The 25,580-nt window shown below is 64.6% G+C and carries 25 protein-coding genes; 21 read left to right on the top strand and 4 right to left on the bottom strand.

Annotation, left to right across the window (positions count from 1 at the left end):
* Nucleotides 1-18: 18 nt before the first annotated feature.
* Genes ACSU04_RS03355 through ACSU04_RS03320 form a run of 8 tightly spaced genes read left to right on the top strand, consistent with a single transcriptional unit; the run spans nucleotide 19 to nucleotide 7,401 of the window.
* Complete coding sequence (locus ACSU04_RS03355) at nucleotides 19-810, top strand: ABC transporter ATP-binding protein (RefSeq protein ID WP_439288428.1); 792 nt, start codon at nucleotides 19-21, stop codon at nucleotides 808-810.
* The gene (locus ACSU04_RS03350; protein ID WP_439278409.1) at nucleotides 807-1,517 is read left to right on the top strand and encodes an ABC transporter ATP-binding protein; all 711 of its coding nucleotides are present in this window, start codon (nucleotides 807-809) and stop codon (nucleotides 1,515-1,517) included. The genes ACSU04_RS03355 and ACSU04_RS03350 overlap by 4 nt, the downstream gene beginning before the upstream one ends.
* On the top strand, nucleotides 1,514-2,389 hold the full coding sequence (locus tag ACSU04_RS03345) for a branched-chain amino acid ABC transporter permease (protein ID WP_439278408.1): 876 nt from the start codon (nucleotides 1,514-1,516) through the stop codon (nucleotides 2,387-2,389). The genes ACSU04_RS03350 and ACSU04_RS03345 overlap by 4 nt, the downstream gene beginning before the upstream one ends.
* The gene (locus ACSU04_RS03340) at nucleotides 2,386-3,498 is read left to right on the top strand and encodes a branched-chain amino acid ABC transporter permease (protein WP_439278407.1); all 1,113 of its coding nucleotides are present in this window, start codon (nucleotides 2,386-2,388) and stop codon (nucleotides 3,496-3,498) included. Before ACSU04_RS03345 ends, ACSU04_RS03340 begins: the two co-directional genes overlap by 4 nt.
* Nucleotides 3,495-5,060: a class I adenylate-forming enzyme family protein gene (locus ACSU04_RS03335; protein ID WP_439288427.1), complete on the top strand. Its 1,566-nt coding sequence runs from the start codon at nucleotides 3,495-3,497 to the stop codon at nucleotides 5,058-5,060. Before ACSU04_RS03340 ends, ACSU04_RS03335 begins: the two co-directional genes overlap by 4 nt.
* Complete coding sequence (locus tag ACSU04_RS03330) at nucleotides 5,044-5,751, top strand: TetR/AcrR family transcriptional regulator (RefSeq protein ID WP_439288426.1); 708 nt, start codon at nucleotides 5,044-5,046, stop codon at nucleotides 5,749-5,751. Before ACSU04_RS03335 ends, ACSU04_RS03330 begins: the two co-directional genes overlap by 17 nt.
* Nucleotides 5,744-6,496 (top strand): 3-hydroxybutyrate dehydrogenase, encoded by a 753-nt coding sequence (locus ACSU04_RS03325; protein WP_439278404.1) that lies wholly within the window; start codon nucleotides 5,744-5,746, stop codon nucleotides 6,494-6,496. Before ACSU04_RS03330 ends, ACSU04_RS03325 begins: the two co-directional genes overlap by 8 nt.
* Nucleotides 6,493-7,401 (top strand): alpha/beta fold hydrolase, encoded by a 909-nt coding sequence (locus ACSU04_RS03320; RefSeq protein WP_439278403.1) that lies wholly within the window; start codon nucleotides 6,493-6,495, stop codon nucleotides 7,399-7,401. Before ACSU04_RS03325 ends, ACSU04_RS03320 begins: the two co-directional genes overlap by 4 nt.
* Before the next feature lie 11 nt (nucleotides 7,402-7,412).
* Here the strand turns inward: ACSU04_RS03320 and ACSU04_RS03315 are convergent, their stop codons facing one another.
* Nucleotides 7,413-8,201: an IclR family transcriptional regulator gene (locus ACSU04_RS03315; protein ID WP_439278402.1), complete on the bottom strand. Its 789-nt coding sequence runs from the start codon at nucleotides 8,199-8,201 to the stop codon at nucleotides 7,413-7,415.
* A 105-nt stretch (nucleotides 8,202-8,306) separates the two neighbouring features.
* Between ACSU04_RS03315 and ACSU04_RS03310 the strand changes: the two genes are divergently transcribed.
* From ACSU04_RS03310 to ACSU04_RS03300, 3 genes are read left to right on the top strand one after another with little or no spacing between them, the layout of a single operon-like run.
* Complete coding sequence (locus ACSU04_RS03310) at nucleotides 8,307-9,095, top strand: CoA transferase subunit A (protein ID WP_439278401.1); 789 nt, start codon at nucleotides 8,307-8,309, stop codon at nucleotides 9,093-9,095.
* A gap of 1 nt (nucleotide 9,096) precedes the next feature.
* Nucleotides 9,097-9,750 (top strand): 3-oxoacid CoA-transferase subunit B, encoded by a 654-nt coding sequence (locus ACSU04_RS03305; RefSeq protein WP_439278400.1) that lies wholly within the window; start codon nucleotides 9,097-9,099, stop codon nucleotides 9,748-9,750.
* Nucleotides 9,747-10,925 carry an acetyl-CoA C-acetyltransferase gene (locus ACSU04_RS03300; protein WP_439278399.1) on the top strand — a complete coding sequence of 393 codons (1,179 nt, stop codon included), beginning with the start codon at nucleotides 9,747-9,749 and terminating at the stop codon, nucleotides 10,923-10,925. The genes ACSU04_RS03305 and ACSU04_RS03300 overlap by 4 nt, the downstream gene beginning before the upstream one ends.
* Nucleotides 10,926-10,951: 26 nt before the next feature.
* Here ACSU04_RS03300 and ACSU04_RS03295 read toward each other — a convergent pair whose 3' ends face one another.
* Complete coding sequence (locus tag ACSU04_RS03295) at nucleotides 10,952-11,233, bottom strand: hypothetical protein (RefSeq protein WP_439278398.1); 282 nt, start codon at nucleotides 11,231-11,233, stop codon at nucleotides 10,952-10,954.
* A gap of 143 nt (nucleotides 11,234-11,376) precedes the next feature.
* Between ACSU04_RS03295 and ACSU04_RS03290 the strand changes: the two genes are divergently transcribed.
* From ACSU04_RS03290 to ilvC, 7 genes are all read left to right on the top strand, one after another.
* Nucleotides 11,377-12,630 carry an MFS transporter gene (locus ACSU04_RS03290; protein WP_439288425.1) on the top strand — a complete coding sequence of 418 codons (1,254 nt, stop codon included), beginning with the start codon at nucleotides 11,377-11,379 and terminating at the stop codon, nucleotides 12,628-12,630.
* A gap of 35 nt (nucleotides 12,631-12,665) precedes the next feature.
* The gene (locus ACSU04_RS03285) at nucleotides 12,666-14,078 is read left to right on the top strand and encodes an alpha,alpha-trehalose-phosphate synthase (UDP-forming) (protein ID WP_439288424.1); all 1,413 of its coding nucleotides are present in this window, start codon (nucleotides 12,666-12,668) and stop codon (nucleotides 14,076-14,078) included.
* A gap of 36 nt (nucleotides 14,079-14,114) precedes the next feature.
* Complete coding sequence (gene otsB, locus ACSU04_RS03280; RefSeq protein ID WP_439288423.1) at nucleotides 14,115-14,912, top strand: trehalose-phosphatase; 798 nt, start codon at nucleotides 14,115-14,117, stop codon at nucleotides 14,910-14,912.
* Between the two features lie 9 nt (nucleotides 14,913-14,921).
* A complete protein-coding gene (gene ilvD, locus ACSU04_RS03275; protein WP_439288422.1) occupies nucleotides 14,922-16,640 on the top strand; it encodes a dihydroxy-acid dehydratase in 1,719 nt (572 codons plus the stop codon).
* 111 nt (nucleotides 16,641-16,751) lie between these two features.
* Nucleotides 16,752-18,491 carry an acetolactate synthase large subunit gene (locus tag ACSU04_RS03270; RefSeq protein ID WP_439278393.1) on the top strand — a complete coding sequence of 580 codons (1,740 nt, stop codon included), beginning with the start codon at nucleotides 16,752-16,754 and terminating at the stop codon, nucleotides 18,489-18,491.
* A gap of 3 nt (nucleotides 18,492-18,494) precedes the next feature.
* Nucleotides 18,495-19,004, top strand: coding sequence for an acetolactate synthase small subunit (gene ilvN, locus ACSU04_RS03265; RefSeq protein WP_439278392.1), 510 nt, complete (start codon nucleotides 18,495-18,497; stop codon nucleotides 19,002-19,004).
* 42 nt (nucleotides 19,005-19,046) lie between these two features.
* Entirely contained in the window at nucleotides 19,047-20,075 is a 1,029-nt protein-coding gene (gene ilvC, locus ACSU04_RS03260) for a ketol-acid reductoisomerase (RefSeq protein WP_439278391.1), read from the top strand.
* Nucleotides 20,076-20,125: 50 nt separating this feature from the next.
* On the opposite strand, the gene ACSU04_RS03255 is transcribed toward ilvC, so the two are convergent.
* On the bottom strand, nucleotides 20,126-22,975 hold the full coding sequence (locus tag ACSU04_RS03255) for an FAD-binding and (Fe-S)-binding domain-containing protein (protein ID WP_439288421.1): 2,850 nt from the start codon (nucleotides 22,973-22,975) through the stop codon (nucleotides 20,126-20,128).
* 67 nt (nucleotides 22,976-23,042) lie between these two features.
* Between ACSU04_RS03255 and ACSU04_RS03250 the strand changes: the two genes are divergently transcribed.
* Nucleotides 23,043-23,699 carry a GntR family transcriptional regulator gene (locus tag ACSU04_RS03250; protein ID WP_439288420.1) on the top strand — a complete coding sequence of 219 codons (657 nt, stop codon included), beginning with the start codon at nucleotides 23,043-23,045 and terminating at the stop codon, nucleotides 23,697-23,699.
* Nucleotides 23,700-23,701: 2 nt separating this feature from the next.
* Here the strand turns inward: ACSU04_RS03250 and ACSU04_RS03245 are convergent, their stop codons facing one another.
* Nucleotides 23,702-24,652 (bottom strand): hypothetical protein, encoded by a 951-nt coding sequence (locus ACSU04_RS03245; RefSeq protein WP_439278388.1) that lies wholly within the window; start codon nucleotides 24,650-24,652, stop codon nucleotides 23,702-23,704.
* Between the two features lie 71 nt (nucleotides 24,653-24,723).
* Between ACSU04_RS03245 and ACSU04_RS03240 the strand changes: the two genes are divergently transcribed.
* Together ACSU04_RS03240 and ACSU04_RS03235 are read left to right on the top strand one after the other, a co-directional pair.
* Complete coding sequence (locus tag ACSU04_RS03240; RefSeq protein ID WP_439288419.1) at nucleotides 24,724-25,218, top strand: hypothetical protein; 495 nt, start codon at nucleotides 24,724-24,726, stop codon at nucleotides 25,216-25,218.
* Nucleotides 25,215-25,550, top strand: coding sequence for a hypothetical protein (locus ACSU04_RS03235; RefSeq protein WP_439278386.1), 336 nt, complete (start codon nucleotides 25,215-25,217; stop codon nucleotides 25,548-25,550). The genes ACSU04_RS03240 and ACSU04_RS03235 overlap by 4 nt, the downstream gene beginning before the upstream one ends.
* The last annotated feature ends 30 nt before the right edge of the window (nucleotides 25,551-25,580 follow it).

Below are 25,580 nucleotides of genomic sequence, written 5' to 3'. Positions count from 1 at the left end.
CGAAAGGCTGACCATCGTATGAGCACCCCAGTCCTGCCCGAGACCCCGTCCTTCGGCGCGGCCCTGCGCGTCGAAGGGCTCGGTCTTCAGATCGGCGGAGCGACGATCCTCAAGGACGTCGACCTCGATATCGCCCCGGGCTCCCTCGTCGGAGTCATCGGCCCCAACGGTGCCGGCAAGACCACGCTGTTCAACGCCATCTCGGGAGTGATCAAGCCCACATCGGGCCGAGTCCTCCTCGACGGTGAGGACATCACACGGCTGTCTGTTCCGCGACGTGCCAGGGCAGGACTGGGGCGCACCTTCCAGACTTCGAGCTTGTTCCCCAAGCTGAGCATCCTCGAGAACGTCCGCATCGCGGCGCAGGCCATCCACGGTGGCAGCTATTCACTGCTGAAGTTCCCCCGCCGCGACGACCCCGCGACTCAGCAAGCAATCGCCGTGCTGGAGGAGGTCGGACTCGGCCACCGGCTCGACACTCTCGCGGGTGACATCAGTCACGGCGACAAGCGCAAGCTCGAGATCGCGTCGCTGCTGGCCACGAACTCTCGCCTTGTGCTTCTCGATGAGCCGATGGCGGGAGTCGCTTCGGGTGATGTGTCCGGACTCGTCGAGAACATTCGCGTCATGCAGCGTGAGAAGGGCTGCACGGTGCTCATGGTCGAACACCACATTGACGTGCTGATGGGGCTGGTTGATCTTGTCGCCGTCATGTACTTCGGCACGATCATCGCTCTTGACACGCCCCAAAAGATCATGGAGAACCCGACCGTGCAGAGCGCCTATCTCGGAACGGGGACAGCAGCATGACCGATCCGATTCTTCAGGTGCGCTCCCTGCGAGCATCCATCGCCGGACAGCAGGTCGTCGAGGACGTTTCCTTTGACGTACCCGCCGTGGGTATCACTGCCATTCTCGGCCGAAACGGCGTCGGCAAGACCTCGACGCTGCGCGGCATCCTCGGACTCATCACGCGCCGCGGTGAAGTCCTGCTGGATGGGGAACGGATCGACAACCTGCCCACCCACAAGATCGTGCAACGTGGTGTTGGCTACGTTCCAGAGGACCGAGAGGTGTTCGCCGGTCTCACCGTCGCGGAGAATCTCGCTCTCGCAGAACGACAGCGCGATCCGCGTCACGAGTTCGTCGCCCACCTCTTCCCTGACCTTGTACAGCGCCGTGACCAGCGCGCGGGAACACTCTCCGGTGGGCAGCAGCAGATGGTCTCCGTTGCACGCGCCCTCCTGAACGACAACCGGATCATCCTCGTCGACGAGCCCACCAAAGGCCTCGCTCCGAAGATCGTCAAAGAAGTGTCGGATGCTCTCGCCGAAGCTGCCAAGACCACGCCGATTCTGCTCGTGGAGCAGAATCTCGAGGTCGTGCGGCAACTCGCCGACGGTGCCGTGGTGATCGCGGGTGGTCGTGTCGTGCACACGGGATCCGCACGCGCAATCCTCGACGACGCCGATCTCACTCGCCGGCTGCTCGGAGTCAGCGCCGAGGCCCACGCATGAGCGTACTCATCCTCACCCTCGTGATCGGCGTCGGCCTCGGCGCCCTGTACTTCCTGGTCGCGAGCGGCCTGAGCCTCATCTACGGACTCATGCACGTGCTGAACTTCGCACATGGTGCCTTCCTCACCCTCAGTGCCTTCGTTGGCTGGGCAGTCGCGCAGGCGATTGGCGCCACGACCTGGCTGGGGTTTCTGGTCTCGATTCTGGTCGGTGCGGTCGTCGGAGCGGTCTTCGCGACGCTCACGGAACTGGTGCTGATCCGGCCGCTCTACGAGAGGCACATCGAGCAGGTGCTCGTCACCGTTGGTCTTTCCTTCGCCGCGATTGCGCTGTTCGAAGGAATCTGGGGCACTGACGCCATCACGATCGCCGGGCCGCCCTGGCTCGGACAGACCACAGATGTGCTCGGCGCCAGCATCCCGAATAAGTACTGGGTGCTGATCATCGCGGCGGGCCTGGTTCTCGCGGGGCTGGTGCTCTTTCTGAAGAAGACTCGCTACGGCATGATCATCCGTGCTGGCGTCGAAAACCGGGCCATGGTCACCGCGCTCGGCATCGACGTGCGCCGATCTTTCACGCTCGTGTTCGCGATCGGCGGGGCCGCAGCGGGAATCGGGGGAGTGCTCGCCATGCACGCCATGACTTACGTCTCTGCGCACCTGGGCTCGACGCTGCTCATCTTCGCTTTCATCGTCACTGTGGTTGGCGGACTCGGATCTCTGACCGGTGCAGCCGTCGCCTCCGTGCTGGTCGCGGTGCTGCAGCAGGTCGCCAACACCTATCTCGGCGGAACCGGCGACTTCATCGTCGTCATCCTGCTCGCCGTGGTGCTGCTCGTGCGACCTGCGGGCCTGATGGGGAGGAAAGCATGATGTCGTCCCTCAAGCGCTTCGCGCCCGTGATCATCGGCGCCGTGATCGTCGTCGTGATGGCGGTGCTGCCGCTATTGAACCTGTCGCTGCCCGGCATCCTGCCCGGCCCCACCTACACGCCGGGCTCGCTCGCTTTGATGTCGCTGTGCATGGTGTTCGCCGCCCTCGCGCTGTCGTACAACCTGCTGCTCGGCACTGCGGGCATGCTTTCCTTCGGCCATGCGCTGTACTTCGGTGCGGGAGCTTACGGACTCGGCATCCTGCTGAAGGCGTTTGAGCTTCCGCTCGCCCAGGGTGTGTTCATCGCCCTCATCGGAGGCATGGTGATCGCTCTCGTCACTGGCGCGGTCGCCATGCGCGTCAATGGCATCCCGTTCGCGATGGTCACGCTCGCGTTCGCGCAGGCCGGCTCCGTACTCGTCCGTCGCAACCAGGCGATCACCGGCGGGGAGGAGGGTCTCGGACTCAACACCGCCAGCGTGCCGGACTGGCTGGTCGGGGTGATGAATACCCGCAACCTGTATTGGTTCGCGCTGATAGTCGTCGTCATCGTCTACCTCCTGGTGCTGTGGGTAGACAAGTCCCGCCTCGGCCACCTCGCCGCCGCATCGCGCGAGAATGAACTGCGCGTGCAAGTTCTCGGCCTCAAGCCCGCTCGCGCGAAGCTCATCGTCTTCGTGATCGCCGCCATGTGCGCGAGCCTTGCCGGTGTCGCCTATCTGCTGCTGCAGTCCGGCACCCAGCCCAGCGCGGTCGGGGCTGACCTCACCATCACCGTGCTCGTGATGGTGGTGCTCGGCGGCGTCGGATTCCGTTGGGGAGCCGTCGTCGGCGGCGTGCTTTACACGATCCTCGACCAACGACTGACAGTGCTGGCACGTGCCGACGGCATCCAGACGTTGCCCGACTTCCTGCGCATTCCGCTCTCCGAGCCGCTCTTCCTGCTCGGCGTGCTCTTCATCCTCGTGGTCATGTTCCTGCCTGGTGGCATCGCCGGTACCGTGGACTCCTGGCTGCGACGCCGTCGCGGGGCGGCAGTAGCCGCGGCCGGATCCCTCGGCGCCCTCGACGACAGCGATCTTCAGGGAGCGGAGGTGGGAGCGCGATGAACCTCGAGGTTGATGGACGTCACACAGTGGGCAGATGGCTGCGTGAACGCGCGGCATCCAACCCGCACAAGGTCGCGATCGATGACCGCGGAGTGTGCGTGGACTACGCGACGTTGACCGGTCGTGCAGAGCAGCTTGCGACTCGTCTTCAGGAGGCGGGGTACGGGGCAGGTCAGCGCATTGCCACCGTGTCGGGGAACTCGACCGACCACGTGGTCGCTTTCTTCGCCTGCGCGTTCCTCGGCATCGCGTTCATCCCGCTGTCGTGGCGGCTGACGCCGACGGAGCTGTCCGCTCTCATCCGACGAAGCGGCGCAGGACTGGTGCTCGTGGAAGATGAGCACATCGCGCTTGCGGGGACGGCGCTTCGGATGCTGGAGCACGAGGCGCCCGCGTATGTCTTCCTCGGCGCCACCGGGGTTGAGGCGCAGGTTCCCGTCCCGGCAATCACTGCTTTGAGGCGGCCGGTGCGTGACGATGACCCGCTACTGGTGATCTTCACCTCCGGCAGCGAGGCCGCGCCCAAGGGCGTAGTGCTCACCCACGAGAACTGCTTCTGGACGAACATGGCGCTGTCGCGGATCATGCCGATGATCTCCACCGATGTGGTGCTGGCCATGTTGCCGCAGTACCACGTCGCCGCGTGGAACGTGCAGCCGCTGCTGGCCTGGTGGATGGGCGCGACGGTTGTGCTCGAGCGATCCTTCCAACCAGGACGTGTCTTGCAGCTCATCTCCGAACGCCGGGTGACAACGATGATGGGTGTGCCGACGCAGTACCGCATGTTGCAGCAGGCTCCCGGCTGGCAAAGCACCGACCTGTCGAGTCTGCGCCACGTATTGGTGGGCGGGGCGACGATACCGGAGACGCTGGCTGAGGTCTGGGCAGACCGCGGTGTCGGCATGACCCAGGGGTACGGGCTCACCGAGGCCGGACCCAATGTGCTGGCTCTTCCCGCCGAGGAGCTCGCCGCACACCGCGGCACGGTAGGGCGTCCATACCCGTCCGTCGACGTCTGCCTCGTCGATGTCACGACAGAGCTGGAGCTCGAGGGCGAGGCGACCGGAGAGCTCTGGGTTCGCGGCCCGAGCACCTTCGCGGGTTACCTCGATGATGCGGATGCCACCGCCCGTGCGCGTTCGGGGCCGTGGCTGCGCACCGGTGACCTCGCGCATCGGGACGCCGAGGGCATTTACCGCATCGTCGACCGACTCAAGGAGATCTACGTCTCCGGGGGAGAGAACGTCGCCCCGGCTGAGGTCGAGAGTGTGCTCGCGCAGCATCCGCTCGTGGACTCCGTCGCTGTCGTCGGTGCACCCGATCACGTCTGGGGCGAGCGCGGCATCGCGTTTGTCGTCGCCCGCACGCCGTTCTCCGTCGACGAGCTGCTCGCCTTCGCGAGGGAGCGACTCGCCGCCTTCAAACTCCCGGCACGGATCGTCTTCGTGGACGAGCTGCCGAAGTCGACGATCGAGAAGATCGCTCGTGCGACGCTGCGCCGAAGGGCCGCCGAGCTCGTGTCGGCAGATCAGGAAGAGGATGCTGATGACCGAGTCCGTTGAGATCATCGCCGACGTCAACGTGTCGCAAGCGACCGGGCGTCCACTCACCAAACGCGGCGAAGCGACCAGGCGCAAGCTGCTGGAGGCGGCGGAGTCGGTCTTCGCCGAGCTCGGATACCACGAGGCGTCGATCGTGAAGATTACCGAGGCGGCAAGGGTCGCGCTCGGGACTTTTTACCTGTATTTCGACAGCAAGCAGACGATCTTCGAGGCGCTTGTCATCGACTTGAACCGTCGCGTTCGTCACTCGATGTCCGAGTCGATGGCGGAGGCCGAGAACCGTATCGAGGCAGAGCGGCTCGGGTTCGAGGGCTTCTTCCGTTTCACCGCGGCCCACCCCGCGCTGTACCGCGTCGTACGGGAGGCGGAGTTCGTGTCGCCGGCGACGTTGAAGCTGCACTACGAGCGCATCGTCGACGGCTACCGTGCAGGGCTACGCGATGCCCAGCAGAACGGTGATGTCGACCCGCAGCTTGACCCCGAAGTAGCAGCCTGGGCGCTGATGGGAGCTGGCGAGCTGATCGGTATGCGCTACCTGCTTTGGGAGCGCGATGCGGATGGCCACACACCTGCCGCAATCGACCCTGCGGTGATCGATGGGATGACCCGGTTCATCGGCAATGCGCTGCGCCCCACTGCGGTCGCACGAGCAGCGGCCGAGATGCCGGAGAAGGAGAACGAGAATGGCTGAGCAAGATCTGGCCGGACGCCGCGCCGTCATTACCGGGGGAGCGAGCGGAATTGGACTCGCGTGCGCGCAGGAGTTCGCCGCACGCGGGGCCCACGTGGTCATTGCCGATCTCAACAAGGATGCGGCGGAGGAACACGCTGCTGCCATCGGCGGCGAAGCCTGGGCAGTCGACCTGTCCGACACCGCGGCACTCGACACGCTGAAGTTGGATGCAGACATTCTCGTCAATAACGCCGGCATCCAGCGGGTCAACCCGATTCAGGATTTCGTCCCCGATGATTTCCGCACGATACAGCGCATCATGCTCGAAGCGCCCTTCCTTCTCATCCGTGCGGTGCTGCCGGGCATGTACGAGCGCGGGTGGGGGCGGATCATCAACATCTCCAGCGTGCACGGCCTGCGCGCCAGCGCCTTCAAATCCGCCTATGTCGCAGCCAAGCACGGCTTGGAGGGCCTGTCGAAGGTGACCGCACTTGAAGGCGGCCCGCACGGCGTGACCAGCAACTGCATCAACCCTGCCTATGTGCGCACCCCGCTGGTCGAGAAGCAGATCGCCGATCAGGCGAAGGTACACGGTATCCCGGAGAGCGAAGTCGTCGAGAAGATCATGCTCACGGAGAGCGCTGTGAAGCGACTCGTAGAGCCTGGCGAGGTCGCGTCGCTCGCCGGCTGGTTGGCGTCACCGCACGCGTCGATGGTCACCGGAGCGTCATACACGATGGATGGCGGATGGAGCGCTCGATGAACACGCACAGCTATCGGACGATCGACGTCCCCGTCAGCGGCGGCAATCTGCGCGTAGGGATCTGGGATCCGGTTGTGCCTGCCGACGGCGCACCATCGGTTCTCGCGATCCACGGTGTGACCGCATCACACCTGGCCTGGCCGTTCGTTGTCGCTGAGCTCGCCGGCGTGCGCGTGATCGCACCCGACCTGCGCGGGCGTGGAGCGAGCAACTCGATCGCGGGCGCCGCGGGGATGGCCGCGCACGCGGATGATCTGAGCGCCGTGCTGGATGCTCTGGCGATCGGGTCAGTGCCGGTGATCGGTCACTCCATGGGAGCCTTCGTCGCAGTGGTCCTCGCGCACCGTCACCCCGAGCGCGTGCAGCAGTTGATTCTCATCGACGGCGGGCTTCCATTGGACGTTCCGTCCGGTGTGGAACCCGAGCAGCTGGTGTCGCTGATCCTTGGACCGACAGCAGATCGCCTGTCGCGCCGTTGGACCAGCGTCGCCGATTACACCGACGGGTTCTGGCGGCACCATCCCGCATTCCAGGATGACTGGAGCGAAGAGCTCGAGCAGTACATCGCGTACGACCTTCATCCGGATGGAGATCAATATCGTCCGGCGACGAGTTATCAGACGACGGTCGAGGACACGATCGACCTGAACCTCGGCTCCGCGCTGACGGAGGCACTTGCGGTTCTCCGGCATCCGACGCTGTTCATCACCGCGTCCCACGGACTGCAGAACGAGGAACCAGGGCTGTACTCCGCCGCGCACCGCGCGAAGCTTCTCGCCGCGTATCCTGCGATCAGGCATCAGCACCTCGACGGGCTGAACCACTACACAGTGGTGATGAGCGCGCGAGGTGCGAAGGGTCTGTCGCCTCTTCTTCGGGTGGACCTCGGTACTGCGATCGTCTGATCGGAGCGAATTCAGCGCCTCGTGCTCGCGATCCGCGAGGACAGCTGGTGCGCGTGCGCGAGCAGGGTGCGTCCGAGTTCGGCGACGCGGTCTGGGCCGAAGCGGAATTCCACGCCGGTCAAACTGAGCGCCCATTCTGGCCGTCCCGTCCGGTCGAACACCGCTGCCCCCATTCCCCAGCTACCTTCGACGATCAGCCCAGGATTGATAGCGAAGCCACGCTCCTTCGTCTCAGCCACCCTCGTGCGCAGCGGTTTTGTGCTGTGGGTGCGTCCCCAACGTTCACTGAGTTCCGGATGCCGTTCGAGGTAGGCATCCACATCGTGGTCAGGCAGGAACGACAGGATCGCGAGGCCTGCGCTGGCCACGCCGAGTGGGAAGCGCACACCCTCGCTGAGGACGAAAGAGCGGATCGGGAACGAGCCTTCTTCGCGTAGCAGGCACACGGTCTCATCAGCGCGCCGTACCGAGAGGAATGCACTCTCCTCTGTCTTCACAGCGAGTGAGCGGACGATGTCGCGTGCCAACGCCGTCACGTCGTATCGCGCCGCGGCGACAGCGCCCATGAGGAACAGTTCGGGGCCGGGCATCCATCTGGCCGTCTGGTCATCGCGATCAACCAAGCCCTCTACGCGCAGGGCGCTGAGCAGCCGATGCGTCGTGGAGCGCGACAGATCTGCCTGACGCGCGAGGTCCTGCAGGCTCGCACCGTTCTCGCCTCCTGCAGTGACGAGGCGCAGCAGGCTCGCGGCGCGGGCCACTGCCTGCGTTCCGGGGACCGAAGGTGCTGAACTGTTCACAATGTGGACGTTACCGAGAAGAACACCCACATCGCAAGACCGGAGCTTCCGTCGGGCCGGAAAGAGGCGGATGCTGGAAGTAGACCTCACACGAAGGAGTGCTGCATGATCGACAAACAATGGGCCACTGCGGCAGAAGCAATCACTGACATTCCGAACGGCGCGTCCCTGGCAGTCGGAGGCTTCGGGCTCTCCGGAAACCCGATTGCCCTCATCGAAGCGCTGCTCGCACAGGGCACGACCGACCTGAGCATCGTCAGCAACAACTGCGGCGTCGATGACTGGGGCCTCGGCATCCTGCTGAATGCCCAGCGCATCCGCAAGATGACATCGTCGTACGTCGGTGAGAACAAGGAGTTCGAACGACAGTTCCTCTCCGGTGAACTCGAGTTGGAGCTGACTCCCCAGGGCACGCTGGCTGAGAAGCTGCGTGCCGGAGGATCCGGTATTGCCGCATTCTTCACTCAGACCGGCGTCGGCACACAGGTCGCCGAGGGTGGACTGCCACGGCGCTACAACCCGGACGGCACTATCGCCGTCGCCTCCCCGGTCAAGGACACCCGTACCTTCGATGTCAACGGAACGCCCAAGGAATTCGTGCTGGAAGAGGCGATCACGACAGACTTCTCGATCGTGCACGCGCTCATGGGCGACCGGCACGGCAACCTGGTCTTCAACAAGGCCGCCCGCAACTTCAACCCGATCGCAGCCATGGCGGGTCGCGTCTGCATCGCGCAGGTGGAGCAACTCGTTGAGCCGGGTGAGATCGACCCGGATCACGTGCATCTGCCTGGCGTGTTCGTGCACCGTGTCATCGAGGTGGGCACCGACATCGAGAAGCGCATCGAGCGCCGCACCATCACGAAATCCGAAACCGCAAAGGCAGGAGTCTGACATGGCACTCACCCGCGAACAGATGGCGGCCCGTGCGGCTCTCGAGCTCACCGATGGCTCCTATGCGAACCTCGGAATCGGTCTGCCGACCCTGGTTCCCAACTATGTCCCAGAGGGCATCACCGTGGTGTTGCAATCCGAGAACGGCATTCTGGGTGTCGGTCCGTATCCGACCGAGGACGCCGTCGATGCGGATCTCATCAACGCCGGAAAGGAGACCGTGACGACGCTGCCCGGCACGGCATTCTTCGACTCGGCCACCAGCTTCGGCATGATCCGCGGCGGGAAGATCGATGCGGCCATCCTCGGCGCGATGCAGGTTTCTGCAAAGGGAGATCTCGCCAACTGGATGATTCCAGGAAAGATGGTGAAGGGCCCAGGCGGCGCGATGGACCTCGTGCACGGCGCAGGCCGGCTCATCATTCTGATGGAGCACGTGGCCAGGGACGGCTCCGCGAAGATCGTGAACGAGTGCTCGCTGCCGCTGACCGGGCGGGCAGTGGCACACCGGATCATCACCGATCTCGCCGTCATCGACATCACAGACGCCGGCCTCGTCCTCGTAGAGACCGCACCAGGCGTAAGCGTTCAGGAAATCATCGACGCAACAGAGCCGCCGCTGATCATCTCACCAGAGCTGAAGGAACAGTCATGACCGACATCGTCATCGTCGCCGCCGCACGCACACCCCAGGGCCGCCTGAAGGGACAGCTTGCCTCGTTCACGGCTCCCCAACTCGGGTCCTTCGCGATCAAGGGTGCACTTGCGCAGGCATCCATCGATCCCTCGGCGATCGATGCCGTGATCGTCGGGCAAGTGCTCTCAGCGGGCTCTGGACAGAACGCCGCACGCCAGGCTGCGATCGGCGCTGGACTCGGTTGGGACGTCCCTGCGCATTCGGTCAACAAGGTCTGCCTGTCTGGCCTCACCGCCATCATTGATGCCGCCAGGATGATCCGCACCGGGGATGCCACGACCGTCGTGGCCGCCGGTATGGAGTCGATGACACGCGCACCGCACTTGCTGATGGGCTCGCGTGACGGCTGGACCTACGGCAGCGTCGAGGTTCTGGACCACATGGCCTTTGACGGGCTCACCGACGCCTACGACGAAGAGAGCATGGGCGCATCGACCGAGCGTCACAACGACCGCTTCGAGCTCACCCGCGAGGCGCAGGATACGGTGGCAGCGCTGTCGCATCAGCGTGCTGCCGCAGCATCCGAAGCGGGTATCTTCGACGCCGAGATCGTACCGGTCGAGGTACCTCAGCGACGGGGGGAGCCGGTCGTGGTGACCCGTGACGAAGGCGTTCGGCCTGAGACGACCGTCGAAACGCTCGGCAAGCTCCGCGCGGCGTTCGCCGAGGGCGGATCAATCACTGCCGGCAACTCCTCGCAGATCTCGGACGGGGCCTCTGCCGTCGTCGTGACCTCGCGAGAGAACGCCGAGGCGCAGGGATGGCCGGTGCTCGTCACAATAGGTGCCAGCGGCCAGACCGCAGGTCCGGACAACTCGCTGCAGGCGCAGCCGGCGCAGGCGATCCAGCGGGCGCTCGAAAAGCAGGGGATCACCGCCGCAGATCTCGATGTGCTGGAAATCAATGAGGCGTTCGGCGCTGTTGTCGCCCGCTCTCAGACTGAACTCGGCGTGTCCAGCGACATCGTGAACGTCCATGGAGGCGGGATCGCGATCGGGCATCCGATTGGCGTGTCCGGCAACCGACTGGTTGTGCACCTGGCTCACGAGCTCGTTCGCCGGGGGAGCGGCACTGCCGCTGTCGGGCTGTGCGGTGGTGGCGGTCAGGGAGAGGCACTCATCCTTACCCGCTGATCTCACCCGCTGACGGGAAGGAAGCCTCAGCGCTTCTGGGCGGCCTTGAGCTGCTTGTCGAGCTGTTTGGCTTCCTTCTTCATGCGCTTGGTCTGCTTTGCCGCAAGCGGAGAGTCCATGGCGACGGTGACGCCACGTTCGTTGCGGCGCATATCGACCGCGGCACCGATTGCGAGCGCGAGCGTGATGCCCCAGCTCAGCCACGCAAGCGCGGCGCGCCAGGTGATCGGCGCCTCACGCGTGCCGCGAAGCAGTGACACACCCGTGGTCAATGCTGCGATGAGCCCGGTGCTGAAGAGGTAGCGCATTCCTCCAATCTACCTTCGCTCAGGTGGCGCGGCTAGAATGGGCGGCGGCGCTTCGGCGTCTGAAGCTGTGTAACTACCGGCCGTCGGCACTCCGACGGACAGCGGCGGCACCAGATCCCCGCGTCCTTGGGCGCGCGAGAGTCATGACCCACACACACGCACCCACTCAGCCTCCCGAGCCGACGAAAACCAGCCTGCTTCACGTCGCAGGTTTCCCCTACTTCCTGGTCGCCTTCGTGGCCCGCCTCCCGTTCGCGATGATGGTGGTTGGCGTTCTCACCGTCGTCGTCTCCGCCCGCGGATCACTGTCTCTCGGCGGGCTGACCTCAGCTGCTGTCGGCCTCGGCACCGCCTGTTTCGGACCGCTGCTCGGTGCGGCTGCTGATCGATTCGGCCAGCGAGGCGTGCTCGTGCTTCTCGCCGTCTCCAACGCGACGATGCTCATCGTCTTCACGCTGGTCGTCTATAGCGGGTCTACGGATGCCTTCGTGCTGTTGGCCGCGTTCGGCATCGGCGCCACCGCACCGCAGGTTGCCCCGATGTCGCGCGCTCGACTCGTTGCGATGATCAACGAGCGGATGCCGGAACGCACGCGCGTGCGCACAGTGTCGCGCACCATGGCCTACGAATCGGCTGCAGACGAGACTGTTTTCGTTTTCGGCCCCTTCATCGTCGGTGTCGCCGCCTCAGTGATCGCCCCCTGGGCGCCGCTGGTGGGCGCCGCGGTGCTGACGGTGTTGTTTGTCGGTGCCTTCGCCCTGCATCCGAGTGGACGCCATGTCTCGCAGGAGCGCGATGCCGACGGCCGGGCGCCCTCGAAGGTCACCGAACTCTTCCGTCCGCAGCTGCTTGTCGTGGTTGTCGGAATTCTCGGCGTCGGCATTTTCTTTGGCACGATGCTCACCGCACTGACGTCGTTCATGGCCGATCGAGGCGCTCCCGAGCAGGCGGGTGTTCTGTACGGCGTGATGGGCGTCGGATCCGCGATTCTCGCTCTCGGAGTGGCGTGGCTGCCACCGCGATTCTCCTTGCGCGCGCGTTGGTTGGTCTTCTCCAGCATCCTGCTGCTCGGTTCGCTGTTTCTCGCCGTGGTCGACACACCCGGAGCCATGATGGTGGTCCTGGGCGTCATGGGAATCGGAATCGGACCGACATTGGTCACCCAGTACAGCTTCGGCGCGGCACGCAGTCCGCTGGGCCGCTCTGCCACCGTCATGACGATGCTCGGCTCCGGTGTGATCGTCGGCCAGTCGATCGGAGCAGCGGTCACCGGAGAGATCGCGGAAAAGCTGGGCACCACCCCTTCGCTGCTGCTGCCGATGATCGCGGCGGCGATCGCCTTCCTCGCCGGCGTCGTGAACTGGTTCCTGAGCAGGGTCCAAATAAGGACTCGCTAGCCTGGGGTAACTGATCCACTGTGTGAGGAGTCACCATGGCCACCGCAGATTTCGTCGTCGTTGCTAACAGGCTGCCGGTCGATCGCGTGGTGGGAGCGGACGGTATCGAGATCTGGCGCACCTCGCCGGGCGGTCTGGTCGCGGCGCTTGAGCCGGTGATGCAACAGGTGGATGGCGCCTGGGTCGGGTGGGCAGGTCAAGCCGACCTGGAGCTCAAGCCCTTCGAAGCCAATGGCATCCGGCTTATCCCGATCGCACTGTCCGCGCAAGAAGTCGCCGAATACTACGAGGGTTTCTCGAACGACACGATCTGGCCGTTGTACCACGACGTCATCGCCCCACCGCAGTTTCACCGCGAGTGGTGGGACTCATACGTCATCGTCAACAGGCGCTTCGCCGAAGCAGCGGCCGCTGCTGTTTCGGAGAACGGCACAGTCTGGGTGCACGACTACCAGCTGCAGCTCGTCCCAGAGATGGTGCGTGCACTGCGCCCAGACGTGACGATCGGGTACTTCCACCACATCCCGTTCCCGATGCACGGGCTGTACGCACAGCTGCCGTGGCGCGATCAGATGCTGCGAGGTCTGCTGGGCGCCGATGTCGTCGGGTTCCAGCGGGTGCAGGACGCCTCCTACTTCCTGGCTGCCGTTCGGCGTCGACTGAAGTATGAGGTGAAGTCCACGACCGTCGCGGTACCAGGCGAGGAAGGGCCCCGGACCGTCATCGCGAAGGCATTTCCGATTTCGATCGACACCACGCCATATCTCGAACTTGCGGCCCGGCCAGAGGTACAGGCCAGAGCCATCGAGATCCGCGAGAGCCTGGGCAATCCGAAGACGATCCTGCTGGGCGTCGACCGGCTCGACTACACCAAGGGCATCCGTCATCGGATCAAGGCCTACGGTGAGCTGCTCGCAGAGGGACGTCTCGAGGTCGAGGATGTCATCCTCATCCAGGTCGCGAGCCCGAGTCGTGAACGGGTGGAGGCCTACGTGCAGCTGCGCGACGAGATCGAACTCGCCGTCAGCCGCATCAACGGCGACACCGACACGATGGAGCATTCCGCGATCCGCTACCTGCACCAAGGATTCCCGCGTGAGGAGATGGTGGCGCTGTATCTGGCCGCCGATGTCATGCTCGTCACGGCGCTGCGCGACGGTATGAACCTTGTGGCAAAGGAGTACGTCGCGACACGCACCGACAACCGGGGCGTGCTCGTGCTCAGCGAGTTCACCGGCGCTGCCGACGAACTCCGTCAAGCGGTTCTCGTCAACCCGCATGACATCGAGTTCCTGAAAGACGCGATTATGACTGCGGTGGAGATGAGGCCCGCTGAGCAGGGCAAGCGGATGCGGTCGCTGCGGCGCCGTGTACTCGAGCACGATGTCCAGGCCTGGTCATCCTCGTTCTTGAACGCTCTCGCGACAGTCCGCTCCCAACGTGCGTGAGAGGCTGGTCGGGATCGAACCCGATGAGGAGACGCTGTGACCCGCACCTGGACCCCTGGATCCGTTGATGACGCGCTGACGAAGATCGCCAGCACACCGCGACTTGTTGTCGCGCTGGATTTCGATGGCACCGCGTCGCCGCTTGTGGCTGAGCCCATGGCAGCGCGCGCGCTCCCGGAGGTGAAGGCGCAGCTCGAGCGACTCGCAGCGCTACCCGACACGTTCGTCGCGTATGTCTCCGGCCGCAGCATGCACGACCTGCGGGAGATCACCGAACACACTCCAGACTCGATCATCGCTTTGGCCGGCTCGCATGGCGCCCAGTACTGGTTCCCCGGAATCGGCGATACCGACACGCCCGGGGACACAACGCAGGAGGGCGCTCGCGAGGAGCTCTGGGCGGCCGCTCAGCCGATCGTTGACCGCTACGAGAACGTGCGCCTCGAGCCGAAAACCTTTGGCATGGGCATCCACACTCGCCAGGCGACGCCCGAAGTTGAGGCCGCCGTGTTCGCGGAGATCGATGCTTTGGTTGCGGAGCGTTTCCCGCTGTGGCGGCGCCGGGCTGGTCACCGTGTGCTGGAGTTCTCGTCACGCGTCGAGGGCAAAGACGCCGCGATGACCGTGCTGCGCGAGCACTTCGGTGCCACCGGCATCCTGTTCGCTGGCGATGACGTGACCGACGAAGACGCGATGCGGGTGCTGCAGCCGGGTGATCTGGGCCTGCGTGTCGGCCCAGGGGAGTCTGCCGCGGCGCTCCGTGTGGACTCTCCACAAGAGATGGCCGCTCTTCTGGAGGCGCTCGCGACCGAGCGGGCCGCCGGACGGGAATAGACTGCCGTCATGTCCTCGCAAGATCCTGCTTCGAACGCGCCCATCGACATCAAACCCCGCAGCCGTGTCGTCACTGACGGCATCGAGGCTACGACCTCCCGCGGCATGCTTCGTGCCGTCGGTATGGGGGATGCCGACTGGGACAAGCCCCAGATCGGAATCGCGTCCAGCTGGAACGAGATCACGCCGTGCAACCTGAGCTTGGATCGTCTTGCTCAGGGCGCGAAGGAGGGCGTGCACTCCGGCGGCGGCTATCCGCTCCAGTTCGGCACCATCTCGGTCTCTGACGGCATTTCGATGGGCCATGAGGGCATGCACTTCTCGCTGGTCTCCCGCGAGGTCATCGCCGACTCGGTCGAGACGGTCATGATGGCAGAGCGGCTCGACGGCAGCGTGCTGCTGGCCGGCTGTGACAAGTCCATCCCCGGCATGCTCATGGCCAGTGCGCGTCTGGACCTGTCCAGCGTGTTCCTGTACGCCGGATCCATCGCACCCGGCTGGGTCAAGCTCTCGGACGGCACCGAGAAGGACGTCACGATCATCGACTCCTTCGAGGCCGTCGGTGCACACCGTGCCGGTCTCATGAGCGAAGAGGACCTCAAGCGCATCGAGTGCGCGATCGCCCCGGGTGAAGGCGCCTGTGGCGGCATGTACACGGCCAACACGATGGCGTCTGTCGCCGAAGCGCTCGGACTCAGCCTCCCCGGTTCTGCGGCGGCACCTGCGGCAGATCGCCGGCGTGATTACTACGCGCACCGCTCTGGCGAGGCCGTGGTCAACCTGCTTCGCCAGGGCATCACGACACGCGACATCCTCACTCCGGAGGCGTTCGAGAACGCGATCGCGCTCGCGATGGCGCTCGGCGGCTCGACGAACGTCGTCTTGCACCTGCTGGCGATCGCCCGTGAGGCTGAAGTCGAGCTGAACCTTCACGACTTCAACCGGATCGGCGACAAGGTTCCGCACATCGCGGACATGAAGCCGTTCGGCAAGTACGTCATGAACGACGTCGACCGTCAGGGCGGCATCCCCGTCATCATGAAGGCGATGCTCGATGAGGGTCTGTTGCACGGCGACGCGCTCACAGTGACGGGCAAGACCCTCGCGGAGAACCTCGCGGATCTCAACCCGGCGCCGATCGACGGCGAGGTCATCCACACGTTCGACAACCCGATCCACGCCACCGGAGGCCTCACCGTCCTGCACGGTTCGATGGCACCAGAAGGCGCAGTCGTGAAGACGGCTGGCTTCGACGCGACCGTGTTCGAGGGCCCGGCTCGCGTCTTCGAGCGCGAGCGTGCGGCGATGGATGCCGTCGCGAACGGCGAGGTCGAGGCGGGTAGCGTGGTCGTGATCCGCTACGAGGGCCCCAAGGGTGGGCCCGGTATGCGTGAGATGCTCGCGATCACCGCAGCCATCAAGGGCGCTGGCCTCGGAAAAGATGTACTACTGTTGACTGACGGACGATTCTCAGGCGGCACAACCGGCCTGTGCATCGGCCACATAGCACCCGAAGCAGTGGACGCAGGTCCAATTGCCTTCGTGCGCGATGGTGATCTGATACGGGTCGATATCGCAGCTCGCTCTCTTGACTTACTCGTCGATGATGCAGAGCTCGCATCCCGCCGTTCTGGCTGGGAACCACTGCCCCCGCGCTATACCCGTGGCGTTCTTGCCAAGTACGCAGCCCTCGTGCGCTCCGCCGCCGAAGGCGCGACGACCGGTTGATCCACGTCGGCGTACTGTCGACGACACTTCAGATCATCAAGGAAAGACATGACTGCTGATTCTGGTTCGGCCGTGCCTCGGCCGCCATCCTCAAAATCCACTGCTCCAGAGATGAGTGGCGCGGAAGCCGTCGTTCGCTCGCTGGAACTGCTCGGTGTCACCGACGTGTTCGGTCTGCCCGGGGGAGCAATCCTCCCGGTCTACGACCCGCTGATGGATTCCACCGCTCTTCGGCACATCCTTGTGCGCCATGAGCAGGGTGCCGGTCATGCCGCGGAAGGATATGCCTCGGCATCCGGTCGCATCGGCGTCTGCATCGCGACCTCCGGCCCCGGTGCAACGAACCTCGTCACCGCGATCGCGGACGCCTACATGGACTCGGTTCCGATCGTGGCGATTACCGGCCAGGTATTTTCCACCCTGATGGGGACGGATGCCTTCCAGGAGGCAGACATCATCGGCATCACGATGCCGGTGACCAAGCACTCCATCCTCGTGAAGAATGCCGCCGATATCCCCGGTGCGATCGCAGCGGCCTTCGAGATCGCTGGTACCGGGCGCCCCGGCCCCGTCCTCGTCGACATCACGAAGGATGCGCAGCAGGCCACCGCACCCTTCATCTGGCCGCCCAAGATCGACCTGCCTGGCTACCGTCCGGTGACCAAGGCGCACGGCAAGCAGATCCAGGCCGCGGCCGCGCTGCTGGTCGAAGCCAAAAAGCCGGTGCTGTACGTCGGTGGTGGCGTCATCCGTGGCAAGGCATCGGCCGAGCTGCTCGAGCTCGCTGAGTCGACCGGTGCGCCGGTGGTCACGACGTTGATGGCTCGCGGCGCGTTCCCCGACTCGCACCCGCAGCACCTGGGTATGCCCGGCATGCACGGCACGGTACCTGCGGTGCTTGCGCTGCAGGAGGCCGACCTGCTCATTTCTCTTGGCGCGCGGTTCGATGATCGTGTGACAGGCAAGGCCGCGTTGTTCGCTCCCAACGCGAAGGTCGTGCACGTCGACATCGACCCGGCGGAGATCTCCAAGATCCGCACGGCAGATGTGCCGATCGTCGGCGACGTGCGTGACGTCCTGATCGATCTGGATGCCGCGTTCCGTGGCGCGCTGGACGGCGCGAAGGTCGACACCGCTGAGTGGTGGTCGTACCTCGATGGTTTGCGCGATGAGTTCCCGCTCGGCTATTCCGAGCCCAGCGATGGCTTGCTCGCACCGCAGTACGTGATCAAGCGCATCGGCGAGTTGACCGGTCCTGAGGGCATCTACGCCGCGGGCGTCGGACAGCACCAGATGTGGGCTGCACAGTTCATCAAGTACGAGCGGCCGAACGCCTGGCTGAACTCGGGTGGCGCCGGCACCATGGGGTACTCGGTTCCTGCGGCCATGGGTGCCAAGGTCGCAGAACCTGACCGCGTGGTCTGGTCGATCGACGGGGACGGATGCTTCCAGATGACGAATCAGGAGCTTGCCACCTGCGTCATCAACAACATCCCGATCAAGGTCGCGATCATCAATAACTCCTCCCTCGGCATGGTGCGCCAGTGGCAGACGCTGTTCTACAACGGGCGTCACTCGAACACCGATCTGAACACCGGGCACGGCACAATTCGGATTCCAGACTTCGTCAAGCTCGCCGAGGCCTACGGGTGCCTCGCGATCCGCGTGGAGAAGGAAGAAGAGGTCGACGCCGCGATCAAGCTCGCGCTGGAGACCAACGACCGCCCCGTCGTGATCGACTTCGTCGTCTCCGCCGACGCGATGGTGTGGCCGATGGTGCCACAGGGCGTCAGCAACAACTACGTGCAGTACGCACGCGACCACGCGCCCGCATTCGACGAGGAGATCTGAGCCATGTCAACTCACGTGCTGAGTCTCCTTGTGGAGAACACCCCGGGTCTGCTGACCCGCGTCGCCGGGCTTTTCGCTCGTCGCGGGTTCAATATCGAATCTCTCGCCGTTGGCGTGACCGAGGTTCCTGGTATCTCCCGGATCACCGTCGTCGTCGATGTCGACGAGCTGCCGCTCGAGCAGGTGACAAAGCAGCTGAACAAGCTGATCAACGTCATCAAGATCGTCGAGCTTGATCCGGCATCCTCGGTGCAGCGACAGCACGTCCTCGTGAAGGTGCGCACCGATAATGCGACGCGCTCCAACGTGATCGAAGTCGTAAACCTGTTCCGCGCTTCGGTTGTTGACTACGCCTCAGATGCACTGGTGATCGAGGTCACCGGCGACAAGGGCAAGGTCGAGGCGCTGCTGCGTGCACTCGAGCCGTTCGGCATCAAGGAGCTCGCACAGTCTGGGCTGCTCGCCATCGGTCGCGGCGGCAAGAGCATCACCGAACGCGTTCTGCGCGGCTGAGCACTGACTAACACAAACCTCCAGAAGAAAGAGAAACACAACGTGAGTACTGAGATCTTCTACGACGCTGATGCCGACCTGTCCCTCGTTCAGGGCAAGAAGGTCGCGATCGTCGGTTATGGTTCGCAGGGCCACGCCCACGCGATGAACCTTCGCGACTCGGGTGTCGAGGTCACGATCGCGCTGAAGGACGGCTCGAAGTCGATCGCCAAGGCAGAAGAAGCCGGCTTCCCGGTCAAGAACGTGGCAGATGCCACCGTCTGGGCTGACCTCATCATGATCCTGGCGCCCGACCAGCACCAGCGCACGATCTACGCTGATTCGATCGCGCCGAACCTGACCGCGGGCAAGACCCTCGCCTTCGCACACGGCTTCAACATCCGCTTCGGCTACATCGACGCACCCGAGGGCGTTGACGTCATCCTCGTCGCGCCGAAGGCTCCGGGGCACACCGTGCGTCGCGAGTTCGTCGCGGGCCGTGGCATCCCGGACATCATCGCCGTCGAGCAGGACGCGTCGGGCCAGGCCTGGCAGGTCGCCCTCTCGTACGCGAAGGCCATCGGTGGCACCCGCGCCGGCGTCATCAAGACGACGTTCACCGAAGAGACCGAGACCGACCTGTTCGGCGAGCAGGCTGTGCTCTGCGGTGGCGTGAGCCACCTCGTGCAGGCCGGCTTCGAGACCCTCACCGAGGCGGGCTACCAGCCGCAGATCGCGTACTTCGAGGTGCTGCACGAGCTCAAGCTCATCGTCGACCTCATGTGGGAGGGCGGCATCGCCAAGCAGCGCTGGTCGATCTCCGACACCGCTGAGTTCGGTGACTACGTCTCCGGCCCGCGCGTCATCGACGCTCGTGTCAAGGAAAACATGCAGAGCGTGCTGGCCGACATCCAGTCGGGCGCATTCGCCAAGCGCTTCATCGAGGACCAGGACAACGGTGCCGAGGAGTTCCTCGCGCTGCGCGCCAAGGAAGAGCAGCACCCGATCGAGGTGACCGGCAAGGAGCTGCGTTCGCTCTTCGCCTGGAAGCAGGAGGACGAGGACTACGTCGACGGTTCGGCCGCGCGCTGATCCATCGCTTCACAGAACGGGCGTCCCTCGCGGGGCGCCCGTTCTTGCGTTCAGGGACGGGTGAGTTCCTCAAGAACCTCAACCACGTGGCGGTAGGGCTTGCCGGTCGCGCGGCTCATGCCGATTTCGCACGTGCGGTTCGCCGAGACGAACGCGTCGAACCCGTTCCGCTCAGCGTCTGCCGCGGCGACCTCGGCAGACTCGACAGCTGTGGCGCTCTCGGTGAGCTCAGGATGCAACATGCCACGGTCGCCGGCGAAGGCGCAGCAGCCCCAGCCCTCCGGCACGTACACCTCGTCGGCGACCGCGGAAGCGAGCGCAGTCAGCGCTCCGCTCGCGCCGAGCGCGGTCGTCGAGCACGTCGGGTGCACTGCAATCGAGTCGATCTTCTTCGTGACGCCTCTGTTCAGCGCCGTCAATCGGGGGAGCACCTCGCGTGCGACATAGGTCGTCGCATCCTCGATGCGCAACCCTGCGTACTCCGGGTATTCCTCCAGCGACTTCGCCAGCATCGTATGCAGGCCCTCCGTGCAGGATGCCGCATCGCACACCACCGGCAGTTCGCCATAGCGGCTGGCAACCCACAAGGATGCGAGAACGCGCTCGGTCATGCGGTCGTAGCCGGTCAGATGTCCCTTCGACTTCCACGGGGTGCCGCAGCAGAGGCCTCCGGTGTCGTCCGGAATGGCAAAGGGGATGCCCGCGCGATCGAGCAGAGCCTGCACAGCGTCACGGGATCCGATGCCGTGATCCTCCGGGCCGAACATCGTGCCGATGCACGCGCCGAAGAACACGGCCTGCGCATCTGCAGGCGATGACGTGGCCGGAGCCTTGGAACCGCCGCGGGGGAGCCCTGCGTCGTACAACGGCATGGTGTCGGCACCGAGTACGGCGCGGCCGAGCTGGGTGACACCCTTCACGAGCGGTACGGGCATCGCATCGGCGACGGTCAGCGCCACACCGCCAATCCTCGTCACCGCACCCCAGTTCTTCGCTGCGACGTCCCACAGGCCGTCCTCGACCTTCGACGCCTCCTCCGCGCGCAGACGTCGCACCAGATCGCCCGTGTTGATGTCGACGGGGCAGGCTACCGCGCACATGCCGTCGACTGCGCACGTCTGCACGCCGTCGTAGTCGTAATCGGCGCGCAGTTCCTTGAGCAGTTCGTGGTTGCCCTGCTCTTCTGCCCATGCCATGTCGCGTCGAAGCACGATGCGCTGGCGCGGTGTGAGCGTGATGTCCTTGCTAGGGCAGGTCGGCTCGCAGTAGCCGCATTCCACGCAGCGGTCGACTTCGCTTTCGACAGTCGGCACGCGTTTGAGGTCGTACAGGTAAGAGTCGGCGTCTTCGGAGAGAACAACACCAGGGTTCAGGATGCCAGCCGGGTCAAGCAGTCGCTTGATGTCCCACATCATGTCGGTGAGGAAATCGCCGTACTGACGCCTGACGAAAGGCGCCATGATGCGGCCTGTCCCGTGTTCGGCCTTCAGCGAGCCTCCCTGGCCCAGCACGAGGTCGACGAGGTCGGCGGTGAATCGACGGTAGCGCGCGACGCTGGCGTCATCATCGAAGCGCTCATTGAGCAAGAAATGCACATTGCCGTCCTTGGCATGACCGAAGATCACTGAGCCTTCGTAATCGTGCTTATCGAACAGTTCGATGAGCCGCTCGCACGTCGTCAGCAGACGATCCACCGGAACCACAATGTCTTCCAACAGCGCAGTCGTGCCGGACGGCCTGGCGCCGGCAACAGCCGTGTACAGCCCCTTGCGCACGCTCCACAGAGAGGCGCGCTCTGCAGCGTCGGTGGTGAGCGCTGCCGTGACAGCGAGAGGGAGTGCGTTGAAGTGCGCCAGCGCGCTGTCGCTCGCGCTGGTGAGCTCGTCGATGCTCGAGCTGTGCACCTCGACGAGGAGCGCCGCGTGATCAAGAACGTCAATGGCGGCGATGGATGCCGGAACATCGCTCAGCCCCTGTGCAACGCGAAGCGATGCGGCATCCATCAGCTCGATCGTGGCGAGACCCTGTTCGGCGAGCCCAGGAAGCGCAGCCATGGCATCGGCGAGGCCTGCGAACACGAGCAGACCGGTCGCGATCTGGGGGCGGATCTCGATCGTGCGCAACCGCGCCTCAGCGACGAACGCCAGGGTGCCTTCTGAGCCGATGACGAGATGTTCGAGAATGCGCACGGGATCATCGAAGTCGACAAGGGCATTGATTCCATAGCCCATGGTGTTCTTCATGGAGAACTGCTGGCGGATGAACGCTACGGAATCGGGTGCGGCCAGCAGTCGCTCGCGAATGGCGAGCAGCCCGGAGGCGATCTCAGGTTCTGCCGACTGAAGCTGTTCGAGAGCATCAGGTGCACCGGTGTCGAGAATCGTTCCGCTGGGCAGCACGAGGAGCAGCGATTCGACCGTCTGGTACGAGTTCTCGGTGATTCCGCATGCCATGCCGCTGGAATTGTTGGCGATGACACCGCCGATCGTGCAGGCGATCTCACTGGCCGGATCCGGACCGATCTTTCGCTTATAGCGGCCGAGGCGCGTGTTGACCTGCCGCACGGTGACGCCGGGGCCGACGCGGGCGATCCGACCGTCATCTTCGATCTGGATGCCGCGGAAGTGGCTACGCGTGTCCACAAGGATGTCTCCGGAGACGGCCTGCCCAGACAAGCTTGTCCCGCCGGAGCGGAAGGTGAGCGTGCGACCGGCAGCGCGAACTGCGTCGAACGCTCGAGCGACGCCGGCAGCATCTCGGGGTGTGAGTACGGCATCCGGGATCAGGAGGTAGTGCGATGCGTCATGAGCGCGCGCGAAGCGGTCGATGGAGCGAGAGGTGACTGTGGTATCCGGGCCGAGCATGTCGGTGTCCAGCGGATGCGCGAGTGTCGTCGACACGGCGGCTCCTTCGCTCAAATTGTCAGACAAGATTACCGAGCAGTCTAGTCTCCTCTACGCTGAGTACATGACCCTCTCAGATGCGTCGCTCGGTGTGGTCGGAATCGTCGATGCCGTCACGCGGCGGTTGCGCGTGCAGATCCTGGCAGGCGACATTGCTGCTGGCACGGCGCTGACCGAGGCGAAGGTGTCTGAGATGTTCGGTGTCGCACGCCCCAGCGCCAAAGCAGCGATTGAACAGCTGGTGGCGTCGGGACTTGTCGTGCGCACAGCGCATCGCTCGGCGCGCGTGGTCGCGATCGACGCGGCCATGGTGCGCGATGTCTATCGCACGCGCACGCGGCTGGAGAGTGCGGCGCTGCGCGAGCTTGCCGCGATGCAGCGTGTGCCAGTGGATGCGGCCGCGGCCAACGCCGAGATTCTCGCGATGCCGCAGGGCCCCGACCCCACGACGGTCGATCCCGACCTGCGCTTCCATACCGCGTTGATCGACGCCGTCGACAGTGAGCGCACTTCGCGGATGTATCGAAGCGTTCTCGACGAAGTACGTCTGTGCATGGCGCAGGTGCAGGGAAGGCGACTGCTCGATGCCCAGGCCATCTCCGCCCAGCACGCCGAGATTCTGGATGCTGTCGCGGCAGGCGATGGGGATCACGCCGCCGCCTTGCTCGCGGCGCACCTCGGCTCGGCCGAGGAACGGCTGGTCGAGGCGCTGGGGGAGTAGTCCTACTCGGCGTCCTCCGCCGGTGCATCCTCGATGACGATCGGGGGCACCGAACCGTCCGCCCACACTGGCTCCGGCAGGACGATGCTGGCGTCGCCGGCCTGAATCTCACGGAGTGCGTCGGTGATCTCCTCGGCGTTATCCGGCACCGGCAGACCGCACGCCCGCATCTCGGACGCGAACTTCAACGTCAGGCGGTACTTGCCCGCTTCGATGGCCTCGGCCGTGGTGCCGGTACGCTTCTCGCTGCCGGTCTGAATATCCGAGACCTCTTCGCAGACGTGATAGACCGCACCGCCGTCGACCCACACGACCTCGTCCTGTCCGAGCAACTGGATCACTGTGGACTGGTCGGCGGTGTACTGCTCCACGGACGGCGGGTTGAAGTCGACACCGATCACGGTGGCGAGGACGGCCAGCACGATGCCGATGACGCCGGCCGTGGCCTTCTGCCCCTTGTCCATGTCCTTGTTCAGGAAGATGAGGATGATCAGCGGCACGAACGCGATGATCGCGATGATCGCACCCAGTTGGTTCTGCACGAAGAAGCGCACGGTCTCCGACTTCTTTGCCGGGTCGAGTCGGTTCGCTTTCTTCCACAGCACGGAGCCGGTGATCGCCAACGCGGCGATGACGACGAGCGCCACGATGAGCGTGATGAATGCCCACTGCGGGAACTGCGCTGTAGCGTTCTGCGTCTCCAGCAGCCCGGTGTCCGCGTTGCGGACGAGTGTGCCGTCCTCGCCAACGAACTCGCGCTGTCGCAGCAGCCAGAAGATGGCGACAGCCTCCGCTGCGATAGCGAGAACCCATAGTGCGACGGCGATCCAGCGGAACGTCGTCGCCTTCTTCTTCGCCGTGGGCGTCGGAGTCCAGTCCGCTCCCGACGTCTCCTCGGCCTCATTCGCCGGGGTGGCGGTCGATGCGTCGACCTTCTTCTTACGCTCAGCCACAGTTGGTCCCCTCTAAATGATGATCGCCCCGATCATATCGGTCGGCGCGCGAGCATCGCTACGCTGTAGACATGACATCGGATGCTGACGACGCCCTCTCCTGGGATGGCGACGACGACGGGACCGTGCAGAAGCCGGTAGCGAAACCAGTAGAGAAACCGGTCCAGAAACCGGTGCTCCCACACGGCTGGAACGCGGTGGGGAAGGACAGCGAATCAGTCGGGCGTCCTGAGGACGACATTGCCGTCGCTGAGCCGGCAGAGCTCCGGCCGCTGAGCACTCCGATGCTTCTTATCGTCGGAATCATCGGCGGCGTCTACCTGCTCTACACGGTGGGGTGGATCGTCGGTGGTCTGAAGCTGCAGGGCAGCGCACTGTTCCTCATTCCCGGAGTCATGTACCAAGTCGCGCTCTGGGCGGCTGTGCTGGCGCCGGCACTGTGGTTCGTTGCCGTCTGGCTGCTGACGCGTCGGTCCGCCGGATGGATACGTGTGCTGGGCCTCCTCGCCGGTGCGGTGCTGCTGGTTCCGTGGCCGTTCGTCATGACAGGGGTGGTGGGATCATGAGCGATCAGAGCGCATCGACCACGCAGGCCCTTGGCCTGTGGAAGACGATCATCGTCGGGCTTGCCGGGCTGTTCTATGCGTACGGCGTCTGGAACGCAGTGGCATATCTTGTTACCGTCGCGGGCTACGGCATGAATGCGTACGGGTGGTTCGTCCTCATCTTCTCGGTGATCTTCCCCATCCTGGTATTCGCGGCCGCCTATGCGCTCGGTCGGCGCCGCAATGCGGGAGAACTGTCCGTCACCATGATCGCCGGCCTGGCCTTGGTCGCGGTGTTCTGGATGAACGTCGTCGCACTGAGCACATTGAACTTCGCCTCGTTGACGACCTGACGCGCGGCGTCACACGTCACGGAGCAGTGT

Origin of the sequence: Microbacterium sp. A84 (genome assembly GCF_051842815.1) — a bacterium.
Lineage (GTDB): Bacteria > Actinomycetota > Actinomycetes > Actinomycetales > Microbacteriaceae > Microbacterium.
The sequence above is the reverse complement of the archived record's forward strand: the minus strand, read 5'-3'. Positions and strand labels throughout refer to the sequence as shown.

Bases quoted from the DNA above. Each gene is read 5' to 3' on its own strand.
- ACSU04_RS03340 (WP_439278407.1), top strand. From the start codon at position 2,386: ATGATGTCGTCCCTCAAGCGCTTCGCGCCCGTGATCATCGGCGCCGTG.
- ACSU04_RS03250 (WP_439288420.1), top strand. From the start codon at position 23,043: ATGACCCTCTCAGATGCGTCGCTCGGTGTGGTCGGAATCGTCGATGCC.
- ACSU04_RS03290 (WP_439288425.1), top strand. From the start codon at position 11,377: ATGACCCACACACACGCACCCACTCAGCCTCCCGAGCCGACGAAAACC.
- ACSU04_RS03300 (WP_439278399.1), top strand. From the start codon at position 9,747: ATGACCGACATCGTCATCGTCGCCGCCGCACGCACACCCCAGGGCCGC.
- ACSU04_RS03330 (WP_439288426.1), top strand. From the start codon at position 5,044: ATGACCGAGTCCGTTGAGATCATCGCCGACGTCAACGTGTCGCAAGCG.
- ACSU04_RS03240 (WP_439288419.1), top strand. From the start codon at position 24,724: ATGACATCGGATGCTGACGACGCCCTCTCCTGGGATGGCGACGACGAC.
- ACSU04_RS03310 (WP_439278401.1), top strand. From the start codon at position 8,307: ATGATCGACAAACAATGGGCCACTGCGGCAGAAGCAATCACTGACATT.
- ACSU04_RS03350 (WP_439278409.1), top strand. From the start codon at position 807: ATGACCGATCCGATTCTTCAGGTGCGCTCCCTGCGAGCATCCATCGCC.
- ACSU04_RS03320 (WP_439278403.1), top strand. From the start codon at position 6,493: ATGAACACGCACAGCTATCGGACGATCGACGTCCCCGTCAGCGGCGGC.
- ACSU04_RS03325 (WP_439278404.1), top strand. From the start codon at position 5,744: ATGGCTGAGCAAGATCTGGCCGGACGCCGCGCCGTCATTACCGGGGGA.
- ACSU04_RS03295 (WP_439278398.1), bottom strand. From the start codon at position 11,233: ATGCGCTACCTCTTCAGCACCGGGCTCATCGCAGCATTGACCACGGGT.
- ACSU04_RS03235 (WP_439278386.1), top strand. From the start codon at position 25,215: ATGAGCGATCAGAGCGCATCGACCACGCAGGCCCTTGGCCTGTGGAAG.
- ACSU04_RS03335 (WP_439288427.1), top strand. From the start codon at position 3,495: ATGAACCTCGAGGTTGATGGACGTCACACAGTGGGCAGATGGCTGCGT.
- ACSU04_RS03305 (WP_439278400.1), top strand. From the start codon at position 9,097: ATGGCACTCACCCGCGAACAGATGGCGGCCCGTGCGGCTCTCGAGCTC.
- ilvD (WP_439288422.1), top strand. From the start codon at position 14,922: ATGTCCTCGCAAGATCCTGCTTCGAACGCGCCCATCGACATCAAACCC.
- ilvN (WP_439278392.1), top strand. From the start codon at position 18,495: ATGTCAACTCACGTGCTGAGTCTCCTTGTGGAGAACACCCCGGGTCTG.
- ACSU04_RS03345 (WP_439278408.1), top strand. From the start codon at position 1,514: ATGAGCGTACTCATCCTCACCCTCGTGATCGGCGTCGGCCTCGGCGCC.
- ACSU04_RS03270 (WP_439278393.1), top strand. From the start codon at position 16,752: ATGAGTGGCGCGGAAGCCGTCGTTCGCTCGCTGGAACTGCTCGGTGTC.
- ACSU04_RS03355 (WP_439288428.1), top strand. From the start codon at position 19: ATGAGCACCCCAGTCCTGCCCGAGACCCCGTCCTTCGGCGCGGCCCTG.
- ACSU04_RS03285 (WP_439288424.1), top strand. From the start codon at position 12,666: ATGGCCACCGCAGATTTCGTCGTCGTTGCTAACAGGCTGCCGGTCGAT.